Source organism: Snodgrassella sp. M0351 (genome assembly GCF_016100575.1).
Taxonomy (GTDB): domain Bacteria; phylum Pseudomonadota; class Gammaproteobacteria; order Burkholderiales; family Neisseriaceae; genus Snodgrassella; species Snodgrassella alvi.
This window is the reverse complement of sequence record NZ_JACFSG010000001.1, coordinates 1,369,962-1,391,118: the sequence shown is the minus strand read 5'-3', so window position 1 is coordinate 1,391,118 and position 21,157 is coordinate 1,369,962. Positions and strand designations below refer to the sequence as shown.

Here is a 21,157-nt window from a genome sequence, read left to right as displayed (position 1 = left end):
ATAAATAAATCAATTTATTATGAAATAAAAGTACATATCTGATTTTTTAATTAAAATAAATAAATTTTTGTATTGAATAATCAAATATAATAATAAATATTACATTTGCAAGTTAGTCGGAAAATCAATCAAATTTAAACATATAAAAACATCATGAGTTTACATCACCAGGGTTTTACATTAATTGAAATAATAATTGCTATAGCAATAATAGGGATACTGACTGCCATTGCCGTGCCTACTTATATGGATTACAGTGCAAAAGCTCAGCTTGCTGAAGCAGCAGATCTGGCAGGAAACCTGAAAGCGCAGGTTTTAGATAGTTTACAGAACCAAAAATGCCGGGCACAAAATCCATCAGAGTATAGCTATAAAGGAAAATACGGAATTGCAGAGATTACGACAGAATTTCCTGTCGTGAATGCTCAGCATTCTGCTACTGCCAGAACAGGCTGTTCTATCCGATATACGGTATATTCGCAGAATGCTTCATTTGTTCTGGTAAATAAATATCTCGAATTGGATGTACTGAGGAACGGAACATTAAAACTCAATAACGGCACTATAGAACAAAAGTATTTGCCTAAAGCTTTGGTTATTTAATCAGCCGCAGCATCATTGTTGAATTTAAATGAGTCTGTATACAAAATTTTGGATAATTCAGATTTAATATTCTTTCGAAAAATACATGTTATTTTAAGAAAATGGTATGTGTTTTGCTTTCATTTCTGTAAATATCTGATCTGGTCGGACAATGAAAATATATCTATTAGAAAAAGGTTTTACTTTAATTGAGTTAATGATCGTTATTGCTGTAATCGGGGTGCTGGCGGCTATAGCGCTTCCTGCTTATAATGATTATATAGCTCGGACGCAAGCTAGTGAGGCTTCGAGTATGGCAGGGGTATTGAAATTACAAATTTTTGAAAACCTGCAAAATAATACATGTTTTGATTCAGGAACCAATTCTGTTGTGAGTCAGACCGGTAAATACGGTACGGCTACTATTGGTGGTAATGCATCAATATCATCAGGGGCTTCGGCTAATTCGGTTACGGGATGTACAATTACTTATAAAGTAAAAAGTACAGAAGTCTCTGCTGCTATTGCAAATAAAATACTGGTAGTGGATGTTTTGAAAAACGGATCCTTACGTAAAAATAGTGCTTCAACCATAAATAATAAATATATTCCAAGAGCATTTCTAAATATTTAAAATTTAAAAATCAAAATATTATCTTACAGATACATTTTTGTATTTAAAAAATAATTAAATTTTAAAACTTGGCATGAAATTTGCTCCAGTATTATATAAATTGATGTATTAATGAATTTTCAACCGTTTTGTAAGATGGAGAATAATATGAAAGCATTCCAAAAAGGTTTTACTTTAATTGAATTGATGATTGTAATTGCAATTATCGGTATTCTTGCTGCAATTGCCGTACCTGCTTACTCTGATTATATTGCCCGTTCTCAGGCTTCAGAGGCTTCCAGCCTTGCTGCTGGTCTGAAAACTCAGATTATTGATAATTTGCAGAATAATAATTGTAAGTCAGGTGACAATAATGCACTTGATGCCACCATTGACGAACAAACTGGTAAATACGGTAAAGCAGAAATCGGTGGTAGTGCTAAAGACGGCAGTCTTTCTGCTAACGCTCCAACAGGCTGTACAATTACATATACAGTAAACGGAACTAAAGTATCTGCTTCTATTGCTGGTAAGAAATTAGTATTAGATGTATTGAAAAATGGTTCACTGAAGAAAAATGCAGGCTCAGATATGCCTGATAAATATATACCTAAAGCATTCACAATCTAAATACTCAGGAAATCTATACATACAAAGCCGCGGTAGCGGCTTTTTTTTTCATTAAGCATATATACATATGAAACGAATTAAGTATGAGTTTTGATAAGAATTTTCCAACAATTATTAAAATAGCAAATCTGTTAAAGTTTTATTTTCCATTACGATTTTGGATTTTTTTATTACTTTATTTATTAATAACCAATGGGTTGTTCTGGCTGGCTCATATTTTTGTTTACTCTGAAAGATATATTATTGTTTTAGAGTATATATGGATTTTGCCCTTAATATTCCTGCGCAGACGCTGGTCATTAATATTATTTGCTCTGGCATACACGGTAGTATATATATTTGATATTCTGTACTGGATTAAACAATTTTATCATTATGATAATATTGTCGAGTTTATTGAGATTTTACGTTTTATTCCTCATGCCCCGAAATTATACTGGTTATTTATAGCAATATTTGTTCTGTATTTAGCAATAAGTCTGTTTCTCATACTTAAATATATTGTTCGGCTATGTTCAGGCAGAATGATATGGTCATTGGGCTTACTGTATCTGATTTTTGCAGTTTTCTTCTTTGATTATCGCGGGGTCAATCTATCCAATCGTTATCAGACAACCGGCTGGTGGGGAAGTTATTATGAAACGATTCAAAATCTGAAATTTAATCATGAATTTTTCTGGCGAGGTACGGTTAAACCGGAATTTTATGACTGGCCGCACGGCGGTGTATTGCAAAAGCAGATTGATATGCAGAATCCGCCTAAAAAAATATTGTTCATTCTGAATGAGTCGTGGGGAACGTTTATACCTGAACACGGAGCTGTTAATCCGTCTGTTGATGCCCCGTTAATAAATATTCCGAATGTGCAGTTAATTGCACAGGGAGAAAATCCCGCACTGCACAGTACTATTATGGGAGAACTGCGTGAGTTATGCGATTTAAAAGCTAAAAGTTCTAATTTTGTTCTGGGTCCGTTCGATAAATTCAAACAATGTGTTCCTATACACCTGCAAAAAAAAGGTTATCTGGTTCAGGCTTTTCATGGTTCATATTCTAAAATGTATGACCGTAAAGACTGGTATCCGCATATGGGTCTGCAAAACGCCCGTTTTTTCCCGCAATTCAGTAATATCAAACAATGCCATTCATTTCCCGGCGCTTGTGACTATAATATTGTGCATGATGTGTCTGCCGCAAATAAAGCTGCGCAGGACAAATCATTTATCTATTGGCTGACACTCGATACTCATCATCCGTATTCTGAAAAGGATATACTTGGTAATTATACTTATGATTGTAAACAGCCGATATTTGACGGCCGGCAGGAGGCATGCCGGAATCTGAATTTACAGCATCAGTTTTTTACTATGCTTGCCAATGAAATTAAGGCCGGAGGTTTTAAAGACACAGACATAGTGGTTGTTGGTGATCATAGCCCGCCAATTATCCTGGATAAATATAAGGACAGTTTTAAGGAAGATTCTGTGCCATTTATTCATGTACGTGTACATTAATGTAGCTTAGCATTAAAAAAGCCGGACAAATTTCTATTGTCCGGCCTTTTTTATATGCTTAGAAAATTCAGTATGCAGTTTATCGGCCAAATATAAAAGTTGTTAATTGATATTAATAGAAATCAGTATTTATCTAAAATTTTCTATGATCTCAATTTAATTTTAAATCTCTGATTTTTTTTAAATTCAACTAGCTGATGGTTTATTGGTATGGCTGGTCAGACAATGATAAATGGTTTGTGCTATGCGTTCACTTGCTCCCTGATGCTGCCGGATAAAGGCTTGCGCACTGGCAGACATCTGCTTTCTTTGCTGTGAATTATCCAGCAAAGCTAGGGTTGTTGCTGCCCAGTCTTCTGCAGACTGAATTTGCCTGGCTGCTCCTGCGGCAATTGCTTTGGGTGCGGCGTCGGCAAAATTATAGGTAGAAGGACCAAACAGAGTAGGGAGTTTACACACAATCGGTTCGATAATATTATGGCAGCCGCTGTCGACCAGACTTCCGCCTACAAAGGCAATATCGGCACATTCATAGTAGGCAAACAGTTCGCCGATACTATCACCTATCCAGACCTGAGTCTGTTCGGCGATATTCTGGTTATCACTGCGTTTTTGGGTAATAAAATTCAGTTTTTCGGCATATTCATAAGTTGGCTCAAAGCGCTCAGTATGACGCGGAACGATAATCAGCAGGATATTGCCGGTTTTTTGTTTTGCCCATGCATCAAGCAGTAACTGTGCTTCGTCTGTGCCGTGATAAAAGCGGGTACTGCTGCACACAACTACCGGTCTGTTACCAATACGCTGTCTGAATGTTTGTGCCAGTTCAGCCATTTCTGCCGGCGGAGTAATATCATATTTGGTATTACCACAGACCTGAATATTGGCAGCACCGATTTGTTTAAGCCGCTGAGCATCCGTCTCAGTCTGAGCGTAACAGCCGGTTAACGTGGCAAGTGCCGGTGCAACCAGTGAGCGTACTCTCAGATAACCATGCAGAGACTTTTCGGATAAGCGCGCATTAGCCATAAACAGCGGAATCTGATTGTCGGCGCAGACATTAATCAGATTCGGCCAGATTTCTGTTTCCATTAATACGCCGAATACAGGCTGGTGATCCCGGATAAATTGTTTAACCCAGGATTTTTTATCATAGGGCAGATAACGGCATTGTGCTTCAGGAAAAAAATGCTGTACTGTGGTACGACCGGTAGGTGTGGTTTGCGTCATCAATAATGGTTTATCCGGAAAATACTTTTGCAGCGCACGGATAAATTGTAATGAAGCGCGTGTTTCACCAACAGAAACCACATGAACCCAGATGCCGTGTTTTACCGGATCGGGATAAGGTTTACCGAAACGTTCAGACCAGTTAAGCGCATATGCCGGTGCCAGCGCAGCACGCCGGCGTAAATACCTGCGTAAAAAAGGGGGTGCTATCTGCCATAAGATTTGGTATAAAAAATTCAGTAGCATAGGTATTGCTTGTAATGGTCTGTTGCAGAGAATTATAAATTAAAAAAAGCTGATTATCAGGAATGATTCAGCAGCCATAAGTCGAAAAAGCAGAAGCTGTATTTTGCGGTTAGTGCCATTCTGTTATCTGCGCACTTAAGCTTCAGCCATATCCAGTGCCTGGCGAATATTGACTTCAACAATACGCGAAACACCTTTTTCCTGCATAGTTACCCCTACCAGCTGCTCGGCCATTTCCATCGTCAGCCGGTTATGGGAGATATACACGAACTGAGTCTGTGCCGACATTTGCTGAACCAGATTGCAAAAACGGCTGGTATTGGCATCATCCAGTGGAGCATCTACTTCATCCAGCAGACAGAACGGAGCGGGATTAAGGCTGAACAGGGCAAAGACCAGACTCATGGCAGTTAAGGCTTTTTCTCCGCCGGAAAGCAGATGAATAGTGCTGTTTTTCTTGCCCGGCGGGCGTGCCATAATGGATACGCCGGCGCTGAGTAAATCATCGCCGACCATATCCAGTCTGGCCTCACCACCACCAAATAAGGTAGGAAAGTAGCTTTGTACTTTTTCGTTTACCGCATCAAAAGTAGTTTTAAAGCGGGTTTTGGTTTCTTCATCAATTGTACTGATGGCTTCTTCCAGTAAGGCAATAGCCGCCTGTACATCTGCTGTTTGTGTCTGATAATACTCAGCGCGCTCATGTGCTTCTTCCAGCTCCTGTAATGCCGCCAGATTAACCGCACCCAGTGCATTGATTTTCTGTGCCAATGCCGCAATTTCCTGATTCAATTCCGGTACAGCCTGCTGTGACTGATTAAACAGCTCTGCTAATGCCTCCAGATCAGCCTGATTCTGTTGCAGGGTTTCGTGAAAACGTCTGGCATTCAGCAAGGCTTCCTGTTGCTGCAACAAGGCAGTCTGAGTATCGGCCTGTAACTGCGGAAGCTGGCTGTTGAAATTGTGCTGCTGTTGTTGTATGTGCTGTAATTGCTGCTGGAGCTGTTCAAGCACTTGCTGTGCAGTTGTACACTGTTCAGTAGCTGCATCGATTTGGGTATTCAGTTCTTCGGTTTGCAGGGTTTGTTCATCTTCCATTTCCTGCTCGGCAATCCCGAGTGCAAGCTCGCTCTGACGTTCCTGCCAGCGTTCCGTTTCGCGTGCAATACGCTGCTGTTCCTGTGTGGTAGTCTGAATCCGCTGTTGCAGGCGTACTATAGCCATTTCTACCAAACCCTGCTGCCGTCGCGCTTCCAGCAATGCCAGCTGGCTCTGTTTCAAAGTTTGCTGCTGGTTTTGCTGGCTGGCAGTATGATTTTGTAATTGCGGACGCAATTGTTCTACCGCGAGTGTAAGATTTTCAGTATCAGCCTGCGTTTGCTGCTGCACATGCTGTTGTTGTGCCAGCTCACTGATGATTTGTGCGCTTTCCTGCTGAATATGTTCCTGCCGCAGTTGCCCCTGGCTGGTGCGTGCCAGTAACTCAGTAGCCTGAGCAGAGGCTGTCTGCCAGCGCTGTTGCTGCTGTTTAAGCTGTTGCTGACACTGATTCAGCCTTTCTTCCGTGTTCTCAAGGTTGCGCTGTGCCAGCTGCATGGTTTCTGTAGCCTGCTGTAAAGGTTGCTCCAGTGCAAGCAGTGCCTGTTGCTGTTCGCGCAATTGCTGCTGCTGTTGCAGCAGACTGGTACCATTATCTTCAGCATACAATGTCACACTGATGGCATCTATGCAGTGGCCTTCAGGAGTAATAATAAGTTGTTGTGTCTGTAAATCAGCCTGTTTGAGCAAAGCCTCTTCCAGTGTTTCTGCACAAAATACCTGTCCGAGCCAGTATTGTATGGCTTCGGAAAATGGAGCCTGAACTTCTATATGCTGTAAAAGGGCATTTGTTGCCCATTTTTGCTGGTTGATTTCAGCCGTCTGATTGACCCAGACGGTTGTGCGTTCTGGCAGAGTATCTCCAGGTTGCAGCTGTTCGGTATACTGTGCCTGTAGTCTGTGTCCGAGGACAACGGTTGTCGCATGCTGCCATTTTTTGGCAACCTGCAAATGTTGCCACAATAAAGGAATATTACTGTCGGTTTCGTTTTCTGTACTGCTGCGCTCAGCTTGTGGAAGCATGGCTGCTAACGCTTCTACCTGCGCGTTAAGGGTAAGCTGCTGTTTTTCCAGCTGCCGGTATTGTTGCTGAGCCAGAAGCAGTGCTTCCCGTGCGCTTTCACGCTGCTGTTCATATTGCAGCAGGTTCTCTTCCAGCGTAGTTACAATCTGTTCCAGCTCTGCTGCTGTCTCACGGGCGGTTTCCAGCTCTCCGTTTTGCGGTAAGGCCAGTTGCGTCAGCTCTTCTTCCAGACGCTGCCGGCGCTGCTGCAATTGAGCAATGGCCGCTGTCGCATGCTGGTGCTGTTGCTGTCTGATGGCCAGTTCACGTTCCAGACGTGCCAGCTCATTTTGCTGGTTCTGACGTGTGCGCTCGCCCTGATGAGCCAGTTCTTCCAGTTCCGGCATGCGCGCTTCATGTTCCGCGGCCTGTAAAGCCCATTCTTCACGCTGTAATTGCTGTTCTTCCAGCTCTGAACTAGCCGATTCCAGCTGTTGCTGTTGCTGAATATTTTCATTGTGCAGACGTTGCAACTCAGTTTGTGCCTGAGTCTGTTCCCGGGCAATACGCTGCTGCCAGTCGCGCCGATGGCGAATCTGTTCTTCCAGCCGTGCCCATTGTTCGCGCAGGCCGGCACGCTGCATCTCAGCTTCGCGTACTCGCTGTTGCTGTTGCTGTTCCTGTTCGCGCAGCTGCTGTAATTGTTGTTCCAGTGTTTCCAGTTGCAGCTTCAGTGATTCCTGTGCATTGCCATGCTGCTGGTAAAGTGCTGTGGCACTGTCTGCCTGATGCAGAGCCTGCTGCCACTGGCTGTAATCAAATAAATTCTGTTTATCGGCTATCTGAGTTTTCAGCTCCTGATAGCGCTGTGCGGTATTTGCCTGTCGCCGGAGTTTTTCTACTTGACGATCCAGCTCGCTTTGTAAATCGGCCAGTCGCTGTAAATGTTCACGGGTATCGGCAAGACGATTTTCGGTTTCACGGCGGCGTTCCTTGTATTTAGACACGCCGGCGGCTTCTTCGATATGGGCACGCAGCTCTTCCGGCCGTGCTTCAATGATGCGGGAAATCATTCCCTGCTCAATGACGGCATAACCGCGGGCACCGACGCCAGTACCGAGAAACAAATCGGTAATATCACGGCGGCGCACAACCTGATTATTAATGAAATAAGTAGAATCGCCCTGACGGGTCAGCTGGCGTTTTATCGCCACTTCGGCATATTGTCCCCATGCTCCCTGAAGCTGGCCGTCACTATTGTCAAATACCAGCTCCACACTGGCACGCGGTGCCGGCCGGCGGGTATTGGCACCGTTAAAAATCACGTCCTGCATGCTTTCGCCGCGCAACTGCCGGGCGGAAGCCTCTCCCAGCACCCAGCGCACAGCATCAATCACATTGCTTTTGCCACAGCCGTTTGGTCCGATTACCGCTACCAGTCTGCCCGGTACAGCAATCGTGGTGGGATCTACAAAGGATTTAAAGCCGGAAAGCTTGATATGGGTTAGACGCATAGCAACAATAAAGCCCGGGAAAAGTGCCGAAAAGCGACTATTTTAGCCTGTTTTAAGTAAAAAGACAGTTTTAGTTATCATGAATAACAACCAGTCCTGAACGGATAACACAAACCGGAGCCGGCTTAATTGTGATTACCGGCATACCCATGCTTATCCAGCCCGTCGATAATCGCACAGTGTGGTGAAGCATCACCGCCACAGCGGTTGTACCAGTTTTCCAGAGTCTCTTTCATGCTGGATAAATCATTTATTTTCTGGTTAAGACGCTGTATGTGCTCGCCTGCCAGTGCTTTGACATCAGCACTGGTGCGTTGCGGATTGTTGCGTAATGCAAGCAGCTGGGCAATCTGCGCCAGCGAAAAATCTACTTCGCGGGCATGTCTGATAAAGCACAGTGTGGCAATATCGGCTTCACTGTAATCGCGATAGCCGTTACTCTGGCGTACAGGCTGAATCAGTCCGGCAGCCTCATAATCACGGATGGTTTTACTGGATAAACCGGTTAATTTTTCTGCGGCACTGATATTCATAAGATTAAAATCTGAATTTGCATATGTAAAGCTTGACTCTATCACAGTGTTAAGGTTTAAGCTGTACTTTATCTACTTTTTATTAAACCCGAATCCATAAGGAGACAGAAATGCAAATGGTTCAGTTTAAAATTGACGGCATGACCTGCGAAGGTTGTGCCAAAAGTGTGACATCAGCACTGCAGGGCAGCCCGGGTGTGGAAACTGTGGCGGTTAATTTTGCAACCGGTATTGCCGATATTGGCTTTGACGACAGCCTTACTAACGTAGATACCCTCAAAGCCGCGGTTGAAGCTGCCGGTTTTGATGTAGTTTAATCCTCAGATATGCGGCTGGAAAACAGAAGGACAGAACCATGGAACAAACTCAGCACACCAACGGCAATACAGCCGAAACAGCGCGCTTTGCCATTGAGGGCATGGACTGTCAGGCCTGTGCCAACCGCATAGAAAAAGTATTGCGCCGGCAGCAGGGTATTATTGCTGCCGATGTAAACTTTGCCAGTGATGAATTACAAACCTGTTTTGACAGTAAGCTGCTGAGTACAGACGATATAGTTCAGATAGTGGCAAAAACCGGATTTAAAGCCACAGCCGTAACCAGCGCCAGTATAGAAGCACTGGCTGAAATGCAGAATGAGGAGCATAAAACGACAGCGATACCGTGGCGTCTGGCAGTTATCTGGATCATTGCTCTGCCTTTTGTTATCGGTATGCTGGGCATGCTGCTGGGACAGCACTGGATGCTGCCGCCATGGTGGCAGTTTGTTCTCGCTTCGATTATCCAGCTTGGTCTGGCGTGGCCGTTTTACAATAGTGCGATTAAATCCCTGCAAGGCGGCGTAGCCAATATGGATGTACTCGTGTCTCTGGGCACGGTCGCTATCTGGCTCTATTCCAGTATTATGCTGTTTAATCATCAGCATGATGCGCATCAGTTTATCTATTTCGAAGCCAGCGTGATGGTAATTGCCTTTGTTTCGCTGGGCAAATATCTGGAACAGCGGACTAAAAAGCAAAGCCTTAACAGCATGAGCATGCTGCTGCAACTGACCCCGAAAATGGTGCGCAGACAAACAGACAACGGCTGGCAGGAAGTACCGCTCAGCCAGATACAGAAAGGTGACATCCTGCAAACCAATGCCGGCAACCGCATCGCTGCCGATGGCATTGTGCACAGTGGTGAGGCATGGTGTGATGAAAGCTATCTCACCGGTGAATCTAAACCATTACTGAAACAGGCTGGTGATAAAGTACTTGCCGGTGCATTACTGAGCAACGGCAGTATCACCTATCAGGCACAGACCCTTGGCAGTCAGACTCTGCTGGGTGACATGATGCAGGCACTGGCGCAGGCACAGGGCAGTAAAGCACCGATTGCACGGCTGGCTGATAAGGTATCTATGGTATTTGTGCCTGCCGTAGTTACCATAGCCTTATTAACTTTTATTCTGAACTGGTGGTTCAGTGGTGATTTTAACGAAGCAGTGACCCGCGGCGTAGCCGTACTGGTAATTGCCTGTCCGTGTGCGCTGGGGTTGGCCACACCGGCCGCGATGATGGTGGGTATGGGGCGCTCGGCGCGGTACGGAGTATGGTTTAAAGATGCAGCCTCACTTGAGCGTACCAGTCAGGTCAATACGGTTGTACTGGATAAAACCGGCACTCTTACTCAAGGCAAACCCCAGATTGTTGCCCAGTGGCGAAATCCTGCTTGTCAGTATGATGCGCAAACTATTCTGCAACTGGCTGCCGCCGCTGAACAGCTCACCACTCATCCGCTGGCGCAAGCAGTGATTCAGGCTGCTGAACAGCAAAACCTGCCGGTACTGACCGCCAGCAATAGCCACAGCGAAATCGGGCAGGGTACACAGGCGCAGGTAGACGGTTATGGCGCGGTAAAAGTCGGTAATCCTGCATGGTGCGGTTTCAGCATACCCGGGCAATTACAGCAGCAGGAAATCTGGCAGATTGCCAGTATTGTGGTTGTCGCTATTAATAATGAAATAGCAGGTGCATTTGCTATTGCTGATGCTTTAAAAGAAGACACTGCCAGTGCAATTAAACGTTTACAGCAGCAAAATATTGATATTCATATTATGAGCGGTGACCAGCGCAGTGTAGTTGAATATATTGCCAGACAACTGGGTATCAGCTATTATCAGGCAGAAATGAATCCGCGTGCTAAAGCCGAAGCGGTGAGAGTGCTGATGCAGCAGGGCAAGGTGGTAGCGATGGTCGGCGACGGTATCAACGATGCGCCGGCACTGGCCGCGGCGGATGTCAGCTTTGCCATGTATGGCGGGGCAGATGTGGCCACCAATACTGCTTCAGCTACGCTGATGCGCCATTCGGTGACTCAGGTAGCCGATGCCCTGGCTCTGGCTCACGCTACTGTACGCGTTGTTAAACAAAACCTGTTTTTTGCTTTTTTCTACAATATTCTCGGTATCCCGCTGGCCGCAATTGGCTGGCTCAGCCCGGTAATCGCCGGCGCGGCAATGGCGATGAGCTCGATTTCAGTATTGCTTAATGCTTTGCGACTGCGAAAAAGCAGGCTGGACTGAATAATAAATTTTCTGTACAGGCAGATAAATCGCTGCTTGCATAACAATAAAAATAAAAATAAAAATATCAGTTTCTTAACCCTACCAAAAAAATCTGCAACTAAAGTAGTAGTCTACTTTGGCAATGTATTTTTTTATCTGTCTGATTGTAAATAATTTATCAGATGATAATCAATTGCCGGATATATGATTTAAAAGAATCATAACTTAACGAATAATCAGAAAAAAAACAGCTTTTTTTCTATTCGGATTTTCTTATTGCATGATAGATATGGGCTAAGGAGAAACTTAATTATGAATCATACGGATATATTTCTGCCAGTAAAGAATAAAGTATCTTATTCTATATTTTTGGCATCAATTGCTCAGGTGCTTAAACTGAGTATCTGGCTAATGTTGATCTGGGTCCTGTACCAATTAATGTTGGATGCCAGTGTCTTCCCGGGACTGCCCATTCTCTCTCTGCTTGTGCTGAGCATTCTTTTTTATACGCTGAGAACTTATGCCCATGATAAATCTCACTATGCGGCATTTGAACTAGAAGAAATATTACGAACCAGGCTTATCAAAAAAATCAATCAATTGCCAATTGAAACGGTTAGAAACATGGGCAGTGGGAATCTTGTTAAAACATTAATTGATGATATTAAAGAATTACATGCTTTTGTGGCTGATGCTCCACCTTTAAAAGCTGAGGCATTCGTTACCCCAATTTTTACCTTACTCGTTTTATTTATCTTTAATTGGGTCTTTGCAAGTATTGTATTTGCAATCACTTTAATTACTTTTCTGCTGCTGAGTTTTATCATGAAAAAAGCTAAGCTTTTAAAGGAAAGCTATAACAATGCAACTATTCAAATCAACGGTAAAATCATTGAATATATTCAGGGAATGAGTGCAGTAAGAACATTTGATGCCGGGGAGGGGGCATTCGGTCAATATCAAAAAGCGCTGGAAAATTATAGTCAGGTGGTCTTTCATTGGTTGCAATCTATGCGATTGTCTACAAAAATTGCCCGCAGCCTTTTCTCTGCTATGCCGATGAGTATCATATTAGTTGTTGGATTGAGCATAGCCCAGCTAAATGACCAAATCTCTTTTATCACGACGTTCTGTTTTTTATTGCTGGCGATCGGTATTGCAGAAAGTGTTTATCCTGTGATGAGCCTGTTTCAGATATTACAAAAGTCAAAGGCAGCAATAGAAAGGATATTTGAAGTTGAAAATCTGCCAATTTTAAAGGCTCCCTCCAACCCGCTATTACCTGACAATAATGAGATTATTTTTAAAAACGTTGGGTTTTCTTACCAGAATTCTGGCACTGTTTTATCCAATATCAATATCAAAATTCCTGAAAATTCATTTACTGTTCTTATTGGTTCATCTGGTTCTGGCAAGACAACGCTGGCTAATCTCATTCCTCGCTTTCTTGATACAACCTCTGGAACGATAACTTTAGGTGGCGTGAGTATAAAAGATATTGAATACGCTGAACTTATGTCGAGAATTTCATTTGTTTTTCAGGATAACTTTTTATTCTCGTGTTCGATCGCAAATAACATACGCTATGGGTTAAACGGTATCTCTGACGATGACGTTATTGAAGCCGCCAAAAAAGCTGAAATTCACGACTTCATTCTGACCCTTCCTGAACAGTATAACACTCTGGCAGGAGAAAGAGGGCAGCTATTATCAGGTGGTCAGAAACAGAGAATCACCATTGCCCGGGTTTTTCTGCAAAATCGACCAATCGTTATTTTAGATGAACCGACGGCTTTTTCTGATGCCCGAAATGAAGCTTTGTTGTTAAAAGCCTTTAACCGTCTAATTGATAGAAATAAAACTGTCATTATGGTAACTCACCGCTTATCGACGATTGTTAATGCCGACCAAATAATATTATTGGATAAAGGGATGATTAAAACTCATGGGACACATAATGATTTAATCGAAAATTCTAGTGACTATAAATTGTTGTGGCAAGAGTATAACAAAGCAAAAAGTTGGTCGATTCCAGTCAATAATTTGGCTGATGGAGAAAAGTGATGAAAGAGTATCTTAATACACACACACGCACAACAAAATCATTGCTGACAACGTATACTGGCTTAATTAATGCGGCAGGTAAGCAAAAGAAAATATTGATCCGCAGTCTGATTTATACTGTGATTTCCTCTTGTCTGTTTGGCATTTCGCTGGTTTTACTATATCCCTTATTTGCTGCGCTAGAAGCCAAAAGTATTACTGCAACACTCACTCATTTAATTATTGTCGTTGTTCTACTGGTGGGTAGTTTTATTTTTAAGGTGCTTTGTGAACGCTATGATGCGGATGGTTATTCGACCTTAGCCGTTACCGAGCTAAGGGAAAAATTAGGCAATAAGTTACGTAATATTTCCTTAGATTATTTAAGTCAGTTTAGATCTGGCGAAATAAATCACCTTATGATGCAAAGCGTAAATGAAGCGGCAGTATTTACATTTATGCTACTCAATATCATCATTACCGGCGTGGTTATACCACTGTCAGCTGCAATTGCCTTGTTATTTTACAGTTGGCAACTTTCTTTGATGATGCTTTTGGTTTTTCCAATGGCAATTCCACTCTATCTGTGGCGCAGGAAGGCCTATCGCAGAGGTTTTAGCATTCTGGCAGAGGCCAATGCAAAATTAAAAGGTGAAGCTGTCGAGTTTGTACAAGGACTTGATGTATTAAAATCGACAGGCCAAACCGAAGAAAAGATGACAGAATTTGTTAAGGTAACAACAGATGTAGCAAATATACTGCGCATTGGCACGAAAAAAGGGGAAAAACCTAATTTAATTATAACCATCGTGATTCAAGCTGGTTTAATCCTTATTATCTCGTTAGGTGCGTATTTGGTGAATGCTGCAACCATTTCTTACCTCTTGCTAGCCTGCGTGTTATTAATCGTTGCTCGTTCCACAGATGTATTAAACTTTTTTGTACAAATGTCATCGATGCTTGAATCATTGGTTATAGGGTATGAAAAATTGCAGGAACTGTTGAATGCACCGTCATTACCAGAAAAAAAGGCAGAGATTATGCCTGAGCATTATAATATTGAATTTGAACGAGTTAACTTTTCGTACCGGGGTCAGGACAAGTACGTACTTAAGAATATATCCCTTCATATTCCGGAAAAAGCATTAACCGCTCTGGTCGGTGCCAGTGGCTGCGGTAAGACTACAATAACCAAGCTTATTCTCCGGTTTGCTGATGTAATATCAGGCAGTATTAAAATCGGTGGTATCGATATACGAGATATGTCTCAGAGGCAGTTAATGAGTCTAGTCTCTGTCGTATTTCAGGATGTTTATTTGTTTCAGGACACCATTATTAATAACATCAGAATGGCAAAATTATCCGCTAGTGACGAGGAAGTCATCGAAGTTTGTAAACAGGCAAATTGCCATGAATTTATCCAGAATTTCCCCGACGGTTATCAAACACAACTGAATGATATTGGCAAAAGTCTTTCTGGTGGGGAGAGGCAACGTATCTCTATTGCCAGAGCCATTTTGAAAAACGCGCCTATTCTTATCCTCGATGAGCCAACTGCCGCACTCGATACTCAGAATGAACTGGCAGTGCAAAAGGTGATTAATAAGCTCGTACAAGGGAAAACAGTATTAGTTATTGCCCATCGGCTTTCAACTATCATCGGAGCTAAGCAAATTGTAGTAATTGATAAAGGCGAAATAGTGGAAAGTGGTACTCATCAGCAGTTATTGCAACAAAATGGGATTTATAAGGAGTTTTGGCATCTCCAGCAAAATTAACCTCATCTGCTACCTTCTGCAAATTATGAAGTTATACAACTTAATGTTTTGCAATATTCTTAGTCGTTTGCTTATTGACTTTGAAATTGGGTAGTAAATTTTTAGAAAATTCCTTATTGTAAGTTTGATATGCAAAAGAGGATATTGTCTTTATCGTTTATTTGTTTGTTGATAATGGTTTTTCAGACCAGATTGGTTTATTTCTTATCTATCCGAGTATTCCTTCTTTTATTAACGTCTAGGTAAGAGCTCACAACGATCAAAAAACTATCTACGGTTAAAATTCCATGCGCATATTGAATTGATGATGAGTTTACCTTATCCATTCGCAGAGTAACTGAAGGCACTATGGTAGTGAAGATTTAAATATGACATGCTTTAAGGAAATATCAACGGAATATCGATGCTCTTTTAGTGTCTATATTAGAGAGTTTTAATAGCATATTTTTCTTTTTCGATTAGTGAGTAAAGTACATGCTTAATTTGCTCACCAGGATTGCTGGCATTTTGTAAGATCAGTCCTTCGGTGAGGGCTATAAATATTTGAGCTAAAGATTCATTAGGTAAAGAGGGTTGTACTCCTTCTGATTTGAAAACAGCGCATATGATTTCACCTAGCGATTTATTGTTTTCCCGTTGCAGTTGGTTGTAGTACTGTTTGAAGTTTTGATCTCTGCTGGCAATAAGCTGCATTTCTATGTCTAAAATAACACAAATGGTGTTATTTTTTATTTGATCAACATAGCTGTTTAATCCATTTATCGAGATGGTATTATTTTCATTATCAATAGCAAGCGCTGATTTTAAGCTTAACCTTTCTTCTGATTTAAGTTTTTCTGTGAGTTGTAGTAATAAATCGTATTTATTTTTAAAATTTGAGAAGAAAGCACCTTTTGAAAAACCTGCGCCTTCACTTATCGAGTTAATGCTTGTTTTATCAAAACCAAATTTAATAATTTGTTCTATTGCAGCTGCAAATAACATTTCTTTAGTTTCTTGCTGTTGCTGTGCTCTCGTTTTTCTTTGCATACTTTATATACTTCGCTACTTCATGTATTCCAAATATTTATACACTTTAAAACTGTTTTAAAAACGATAAATTATTTGATTAATAAATATTGCCATTTCTAAAAGATTAGAATAACATATATTTTTTGAGATACCAATTGGTATTTGAATTCTGTCTGGTATTTTACTTGTGCCGAACTAGGGCTATTTAATAAGGATTTTAGAAATGAACGTAGTGTTTGTAACAGGTGCAACAGGATTATTAGGCAGTAGTATTGTAAGAATTTTGATTGATCGCAATATTAAAGTAAAAGTATTGGCAAGGTCGGTAGAAAAAGCTAAAAAGCAATTTCATAGTCCTTTAGTTGAGATAATTGAGGGAGATATGTTAAACATAAAAGGCTTTACTGCGCATTTAAAAGGATGTGATGCTTTATTTCATTGTGCGGCTTTTTTTAGAGATAATTATAAAGGTGGCAAGCATTGGGATGAACTTTTTAATACGAACGTAAAGGGTACAGAACAAATATTAGAAGCAGCCTATGCAGCAGGAATCCGTAAGGCAGTTTATACCTCATCTATTGCAACTTTGTGTGGTAAAGAAGAGGAGTTAATTGATGAAACCATGCAACGCCCTGTAGAGGGTAGTGATAATTATTATAAAAGTAAAATTTTAGCAGAAGAAAAAGTTAAAGAGTTTTTAAGTAATCATCCTGATATGTTTATAACCATTGTATTACCTGGTTGGATGTACGGTCCTTTTGATATGGGACCAACTTCATCTGGGCAATTAGTATTAGATTATGTTGCTGGAAAAATGCCAGGTGTATTACCTGCAAGTTTTTCAGTCGTTGATGCTAGGGATGTTGCAGAACATCATATTGCTTCTTTAGAAAAAGGTAGAAGTGGTGAAAAGTATCTTGCAGCAGGGTGTTATATGGAAATGAAGGATATTTTTAAATTACTTGAAAAAAGCACGGGTGTAAAAATGCCAACTAAGCTTATCCCTTTATGGTTATTAAAGGCTATTGCAATGGGGCAGGAAATTTATCACGTATTTACACGTAAACCTATTTTATTAAGTTATTCGTCCGTGAATTTGATCGGAAATGAATACAAGCGCACACATTTTAGTCATGAAAAGAGCGCTAAGGAATTAGGCTGTCAATTTAGACCTTTAGATGAAACGTTTACAGATGTTGTCACTTGGTACAAAGAAAATAATTACATTTCTTAATAAATTATTAGGTACTATATTATTTCTGTTGGGTTCATCTCTCGTCTATTACCAATTTTGGGGCTGTATTAGGACCAGTTTGTACAAACCGTATGTCTTGCTTCACGGTTAATCAACCCTTACCAAATAGCGATGGTTACCCATTTACTTTTTCAGCAATCCTGGTATTGATATGCTTAATCCCGCTCTCTACAGGATTAAAAATAGCAATCGCTGGACATAATTAATCTTTGTCACGTTGAGGTTTGTAATAAAATGTCCCATAAAGAGATCAAAAACATCCCCAAACAGATTCAGAAATTATTTTTTACTTTTTTTAGTGTTTATTTATAAAATATACGTATAACCATTGGTATGCAACGCAAGTAGAAAAATATTGATAAAGCTTGCATCAGTAGATAACTGAGTTTTCAAACAGTCTGTGCCAAAAGCTGATTTTGTTGCAGTTGGGAAGAGTGTTAGATTTTTGTTACCAGTACTGTATCAGTGAAGCGCCTATCTCTGCTATCTGTTTATTTCGCTCATCCATAGTTGCACTGCTTCCAGTTAAGTAGATAATGACGATACGAGAAGGTTTTCCATCAGGTCCCAATACTGCGACAATACCACGAGAGCCCTGTTCACCTGCTCCCGTTTTATCAGCAATAAACCAACCCTTAGGAAGTACAGAGCGTAAAAGAGGATCGCCTACTTTATCTGCTTCCATCCAATTGATTAATTGCTGTTGAGAGCTTGCCGTAAGCGCCTTTCCTGTTAATAATGTAAATAATGTTTTTGACATCGCTTCAGGAGTGGTCGTATCACGTTCGTCTTCAGGTAAGGATTCATTCAACATTGGTTCCCAGCGATCGAGGCGGGTAGTCTGGTCATTTACTTTGCGCAAAAACTTGGTTAATTCTTTTGGCCCACCAATTGAAGACAATAGTAAGTTAGCAGCGGTATTATCACTCATTGTTATGGTAGCATTGCATAACTCAGCTACGGTCATACCCTCAGAGAGATGTTCTTTAGTAATCGGTGAGTATTCAATCAGGTCACTCTGGCGATAGCGTATGCGGCGATCAAGTTGCTCTAATCCTGAGTCAACACGTGACAACACTGCACTACAGAGTAAAACTTTAAAAGTACTCATCATCGGAAACCGTTCTTGGGATCGATAACCTTCAATGAGTAAACCATTACTGAAATCAAGTTGCGCATAGCCGACACGTGCATTAAGTTGACTCTCAATTTCTTTAATTTTATCTAGGGTCGTTGGTACAGCAAATGCTGGCAAACAAAGTGTAGAAAGTAAAAGAATAAGAAATATACGAAAATGTCGCATATAGACGCCCTGTTAAAGTTTGATTTTTATAGCTATAATAACAGCATATTGAATGATGAACAACAAAAAAATAAACTAATAGTGATAACTGATTATTTTTAGCTATACTTGAATTTATAGTTCAATTAATGACATCTTAATTTTTGCTTCAAGTATGAAGGCAGCCTTAGGGCTGCTTTAGTATTTTAATGATATATTGGTGGTAAAATACAATGTATTTATTATTCACAAAATTTTAGCAACTCAACACTGTTTTTGCCTGATTAAGTCCTTTGAGAGATCATTAACAAAAAAAATTATACAAAATATTTTTATTTAAAAAGCAGAGGTTTGTTTAGCTCATGTAAATGATATTTAGTCTAAATAATATAAATTTGATAAGGATATACGAAATTCTTACGACAATGAAAATGTAACATTTACTAATGCGCTTCTGGATCGACTGGTTCATCATTGTGATATGGCTGAAACAGGCAATGATTCTTATCGGTTTAAAAATACTTCATAAATTAAAGATAGATAATATATTTATATGCCATTAAAAGTGGTTTATTTTCGCTCTAGCACTTTGGTATATTTTTACATTAACATTGATAACTACTCAGATTTTGCACACTTTAATCTACGTTTTATTTTGAACCGCACATGTATTTATGCTCAGGCTGGATGAAAACTAATAAATACTTTCGACTTAATGGGTATTTTATATGATCAACCATGTCATGACGTAGCAAGCAAATATGGCTTAATCCTTTGAAAATAAGTGATCGTAGAGCTTTTTAATTATTGTTAGCAATCGTAAAGTATCTATACAGAAAATTAAAAGCACTTTATATTACACGAGGTATATTGGCTCTGGATTTTTGGCTGGTGGTTTGTTTTTAATTTTACGCAATAAAGGTATTGCGCTGGATAAATTAAGCCTTATTCCACTCATGTCTTTGCCACTTAGCTTTAAAGTGTTATGGGCGCCGTTTATTGATAAATATTTAAAAACATCTTCAGGCCATTATCGGAACTGGCTGTTGATTGCGCAATTTTTGATGATATTGGGTTTATTTGCGATTGCTTTTATTGATCCGGTTAATAATTATTTATTAGTTTTGTTGGCCATTTTATTTTTTTCATTTATTATCCTCACGCAAGATTTGGCGTTGGCAAACTTAACCAGCAACATTTCTGAAGAGCATGAGAGAGGTCTTATTGCTAGTCTAGATGTTAGCGGTTTTATGTACGGCAATATTATCGGTGGGGCCATTGTGTTGGTGCTATATTCTTACACAAGCTGGAGTGTCTGTATAATTTTTCTCTCTGGGTTTTTGGCATTTTTATTTCCATGGAGGCAAATATGGTTTTTTAATGAGTATAAGTTCAGTAAAAACAGTCGTATTTCTGAGACTACTGACAAAAATTATTGGAAGAATATTGTTTCAGTCTGGGAGGGAAAGAAAAGCTGGTGTGCTTTGCTGGTTATTATCTCTTTTGGCAGTTCTCCCTCTTATAATCTGATGCCTCTAGCGCTGCTTGATAGCGGCTGGTCGTTAGCTAATACTGCCCTTTTGCTAAAATTATTCGGTACGATGATTTTGGTGATAACTATTTACGTTGGTATTCGTCAGCTTAGAAAATTGACCCGGAAACAAAGCTTGTCGTTTTCTATTATATTCCATGCTTGCTGTTTATTGTCATTTATCCCTATCTCGCTTGGTCATAATAATGCCTTGTTAGTTTATTTTTCATTTTTCCCGTACTTTGTTAGTTTGCAGTTTGTTCGTACCTGCCTATATACCATTATTTTGGATAATGCTGCCAGTAGTGTAGCACCGACTACAGCCGCCAATGCTCAGATGGCAATTTTGGGGGGGTTTGATTTAATCGTTACATCCTTAAGTTTTTATTTTGCTCAAAAGTGGGGATATTTTGTCATAATCACTGGTTCTGTTGCGATTGCTTTTTTTGCCGCATTTTTGGCAACCAGAGTCGTCCAAAATCAGTCCGATTAGCATTAACGCTATAGCTATTAAAACATTAAGTAACACGATGACATTCAATCAACAAAATTTTTCTATCAAAAAAATTATTTGAACCGTCCGTTACTTATTTGCAGCAATAAATTATTTAGCGTATTAGGAAATTTACTGAGCAAAAAGATGTGGCTAACTCTTATAACAAAAAAGAAGAGTCAGATAATATCTTTTCGACTTTAATCATTCCTGAAACGCCCGCAAGTATCGAATCCTATATTGATAATGTAAA

The 21,157-nt window shown here is 40.5% G+C and carries 15 protein-coding genes and 1 pseudogene; 11 read left to right on the top strand and 5 right to left on the bottom strand.

All coding sequences use genetic code 11. The features are described from left to right. Nucleotides 1–153 precede the first annotated feature (153 nt). From H3V01_RS06125 to H3V01_RS06110, 4 genes are all read left to right on the top strand, one after another. Entirely contained in the window at nt 154–603 is a 450-nt protein-coding gene (locus H3V01_RS06125; RefSeq protein ID WP_084585931.1) for a pilin, read from the top strand. A 151-nt stretch (nt 604–754) separates the two neighbouring features. After that, nucleotides 755–1,216, top strand: coding sequence for a pilin (locus H3V01_RS06120; RefSeq protein WP_110414402.1), 462 nt, complete (start codon nt 755–757; stop codon nt 1,214–1,216). Between the two features lie 147 nt (nt 1,217–1,363). Next, on the top strand, nt 1,364–1,825 hold the full coding sequence (locus H3V01_RS06115) for a pilin (RefSeq protein ID WP_084552005.1): 462 nt from the start codon (nt 1,364–1,366) through the stop codon (nt 1,823–1,825). A 524-nt stretch (nt 1,826–2,349) separates the two neighbouring features. Further along, a complete protein-coding gene (locus H3V01_RS06110; RefSeq protein ID WP_198186265.1) occupies nt 2,350–3,339 on the top strand; it encodes a sulfatase-like hydrolase/transferase in 990 nt (329 codons plus the stop codon). 186 nt (nt 3,340–3,525) lie between these two features. Here the strand turns inward: H3V01_RS06110 and waaA are convergent, their stop codons facing one another. From waaA to H3V01_RS06095, 3 genes are all read right to left on the bottom strand, one after another. After that, complete coding sequence (gene waaA / locus H3V01_RS06105) at nt 3,526–4,815, bottom strand: lipid IV(A) 3-deoxy-D-manno-octulosonic acid transferase (RefSeq protein WP_198186264.1); 1,290 nt, start codon at nt 4,813–4,815, stop codon at nt 3,526–3,528. Nucleotides 4,816–4,950: 135 nt separating this feature from the next. Further along, nucleotides 4,951–8,430 carry a chromosome segregation protein SMC gene (gene smc / locus H3V01_RS06100; RefSeq protein WP_198186263.1) on the bottom strand — a complete coding sequence of 1,160 codons (3,480 nt, stop codon included), beginning with the start codon at nt 8,428–8,430 and terminating at the stop codon, nt 4,951–4,953. A 125-nt stretch (nt 8,431–8,555) separates the two neighbouring features. Further along, nucleotides 8,556–8,963: a MerR family DNA-binding protein gene (locus H3V01_RS06095; RefSeq protein ID WP_096765990.1), complete on the bottom strand. Its 408-nt coding sequence runs from the start codon at nt 8,961–8,963 to the stop codon at nt 8,556–8,558. A 110-nt stretch (nt 8,964–9,073) separates the two neighbouring features. Here H3V01_RS06095 and H3V01_RS06090 point away from each other — a divergent pair, with 110 nt between their 5' ends. The 4 genes from H3V01_RS06090 to H3V01_RS06075 all read left to right on the top strand — a co-directional run bounded on the left by H3V01_RS06090 (nt 9,074) and on the right by H3V01_RS06075 (nt 15,332). Further along, a complete protein-coding gene (locus H3V01_RS06090; RefSeq protein WP_025331110.1) occupies nt 9,074–9,280 on the top strand; it encodes a heavy-metal-associated domain-containing protein in 207 nt (68 codons plus the stop codon). Nucleotides 9,281–9,318: 38 nt separating this feature from the next. Continuing rightward, nucleotides 9,319–11,529 (top strand): heavy metal translocating P-type ATPase, encoded by a 2,211-nt coding sequence (locus H3V01_RS06085; protein ID WP_198186262.1) that lies wholly within the window; start codon nt 9,319–9,321, stop codon nt 11,527–11,529. Between the two features lie 294 nt (nt 11,530–11,823). Next, nucleotides 11,824–13,575, top strand: coding sequence for an ABC transporter ATP-binding protein (locus H3V01_RS06080; RefSeq protein WP_198186261.1), 1,752 nt, complete (start codon nt 11,824–11,826; stop codon nt 13,573–13,575). Next, entirely contained in the window at nt 13,575–15,332 is a 1,758-nt protein-coding gene (locus H3V01_RS06075) for an ABC transporter ATP-binding protein (RefSeq protein ID WP_198186260.1), read from the top strand. The genes H3V01_RS06080 and H3V01_RS06075 overlap by 1 nt, the downstream gene beginning before the upstream one ends. 423 nt (nt 15,333–15,755) lie before the next feature. Here the strand turns inward: H3V01_RS06075 and H3V01_RS06070 are convergent, their stop codons facing one another. Then, the gene (locus H3V01_RS06070) at nt 15,756–16,361 is read right to left on the bottom strand and encodes a TetR/AcrR family transcriptional regulator (RefSeq protein ID WP_025331106.1); all 606 of its coding nucleotides are present in this window, start codon (nt 16,359–16,361) and stop codon (nt 15,756–15,758) included. Between the two features lie 205 nt (nt 16,362–16,566). On the opposite strand from H3V01_RS06070, the gene H3V01_RS06065 reads away from it, so the two are divergent. After that, nucleotides 16,567–17,577, top strand: a complete 1,011-nt coding sequence (locus tag H3V01_RS06065; RefSeq protein WP_100126227.1) for an SDR family oxidoreductase — start codon at nt 16,567–16,569, stop codon at nt 17,575–17,577. 469 nt (nt 17,578–18,046) lie between these two features. Here H3V01_RS06065 and bla read toward each other — a convergent pair whose 3' ends face one another. Then, nucleotides 18,047–18,901, bottom strand: a complete 855-nt coding sequence (gene bla / locus H3V01_RS06060) for a class A beta-lactamase (RefSeq protein WP_198186259.1) — start codon at nt 18,899–18,901, stop codon at nt 18,047–18,049. 421 nt (nt 18,902–19,322) lie between these two features. Here bla and H3V01_RS06055 point away from each other — a divergent pair. Both H3V01_RS06055 and H3V01_RS06050 read left to right on the top strand, forming a co-directional pair. Continuing rightward, nucleotides 19,323–19,409, top strand: a pseudogene (locus H3V01_RS06055) (ATP-binding protein); the annotation flags it as partial. Nucleotides 19,410–19,764: 355 nt separating this feature from the next. Continuing rightward, nucleotides 19,765–20,904, top strand: coding sequence for an MFS transporter (locus tag H3V01_RS06050; protein WP_198186258.1), 1,140 nt, complete (start codon nt 19,765–19,767; stop codon nt 20,902–20,904). The last annotated feature ends 253 nt before the right edge of the window (nt 20,905–21,157 follow it).

Coding starts and splice junctions, on each gene's coding strand:
- H3V01_RS06125 (WP_084585931.1), top strand. CDS start 154: ATGAGTTTACATCACCAGGGTTTTACATTAATTGAAATAATAATTGCT.
- H3V01_RS06120 (WP_110414402.1), top strand. CDS start 755: ATGAAAATATATCTATTAGAAAAAGGTTTTACTTTAATTGAGTTAATG.
- H3V01_RS06115 (WP_084552005.1), top strand. CDS start 1,364: ATGAAAGCATTCCAAAAAGGTTTTACTTTAATTGAATTGATGATTGTA.
- H3V01_RS06110 (WP_198186265.1), top strand. CDS start 2,350: ATGATATGGTCATTGGGCTTACTGTATCTGATTTTTGCAGTTTTCTTC.
- waaA (WP_198186264.1), bottom strand. CDS start 4,815: ATGCTACTGAATTTTTTATACCAAATCTTATGGCAGATAGCACCCCCT.
- smc (WP_198186263.1), bottom strand. CDS start 8,430: ATGCGTCTAACCCATATCAAGCTTTCCGGCTTTAAATCCTTTGTAGAT.
- H3V01_RS06095 (WP_096765990.1), bottom strand. CDS start 8,963: ATGAATATCAGTGCCGCAGAAAAATTAACCGGTTTATCCAGTAAAACC.
- H3V01_RS06090 (WP_025331110.1), top strand. CDS start 9,074: ATGCAAATGGTTCAGTTTAAAATTGACGGCATGACCTGCGAAGGTTGT.
- H3V01_RS06085 (WP_198186262.1), top strand. CDS start 9,319: ATGGAACAAACTCAGCACACCAACGGCAATACAGCCGAAACAGCGCGC.
- H3V01_RS06080 (WP_198186261.1), top strand. CDS start 11,824: ATGAATCATACGGATATATTTCTGCCAGTAAAGAATAAAGTATCTTAT.
- H3V01_RS06075 (WP_198186260.1), top strand. CDS start 13,575: ATGAAAGAGTATCTTAATACACACACACGCACAACAAAATCATTGCTG.
- H3V01_RS06070 (WP_025331106.1), bottom strand. CDS start 16,361: ATGCAAAGAAAAACGAGAGCACAGCAACAGCAAGAAACTAAAGAAATG.
- H3V01_RS06065 (WP_100126227.1), top strand. CDS start 16,567: ATGAACGTAGTGTTTGTAACAGGTGCAACAGGATTATTAGGCAGTAGT.
- bla (WP_198186259.1), bottom strand. CDS start 18,901: ATGCGACATTTTCGTATATTTCTTATTCTTTTACTTTCTACACTTTGT.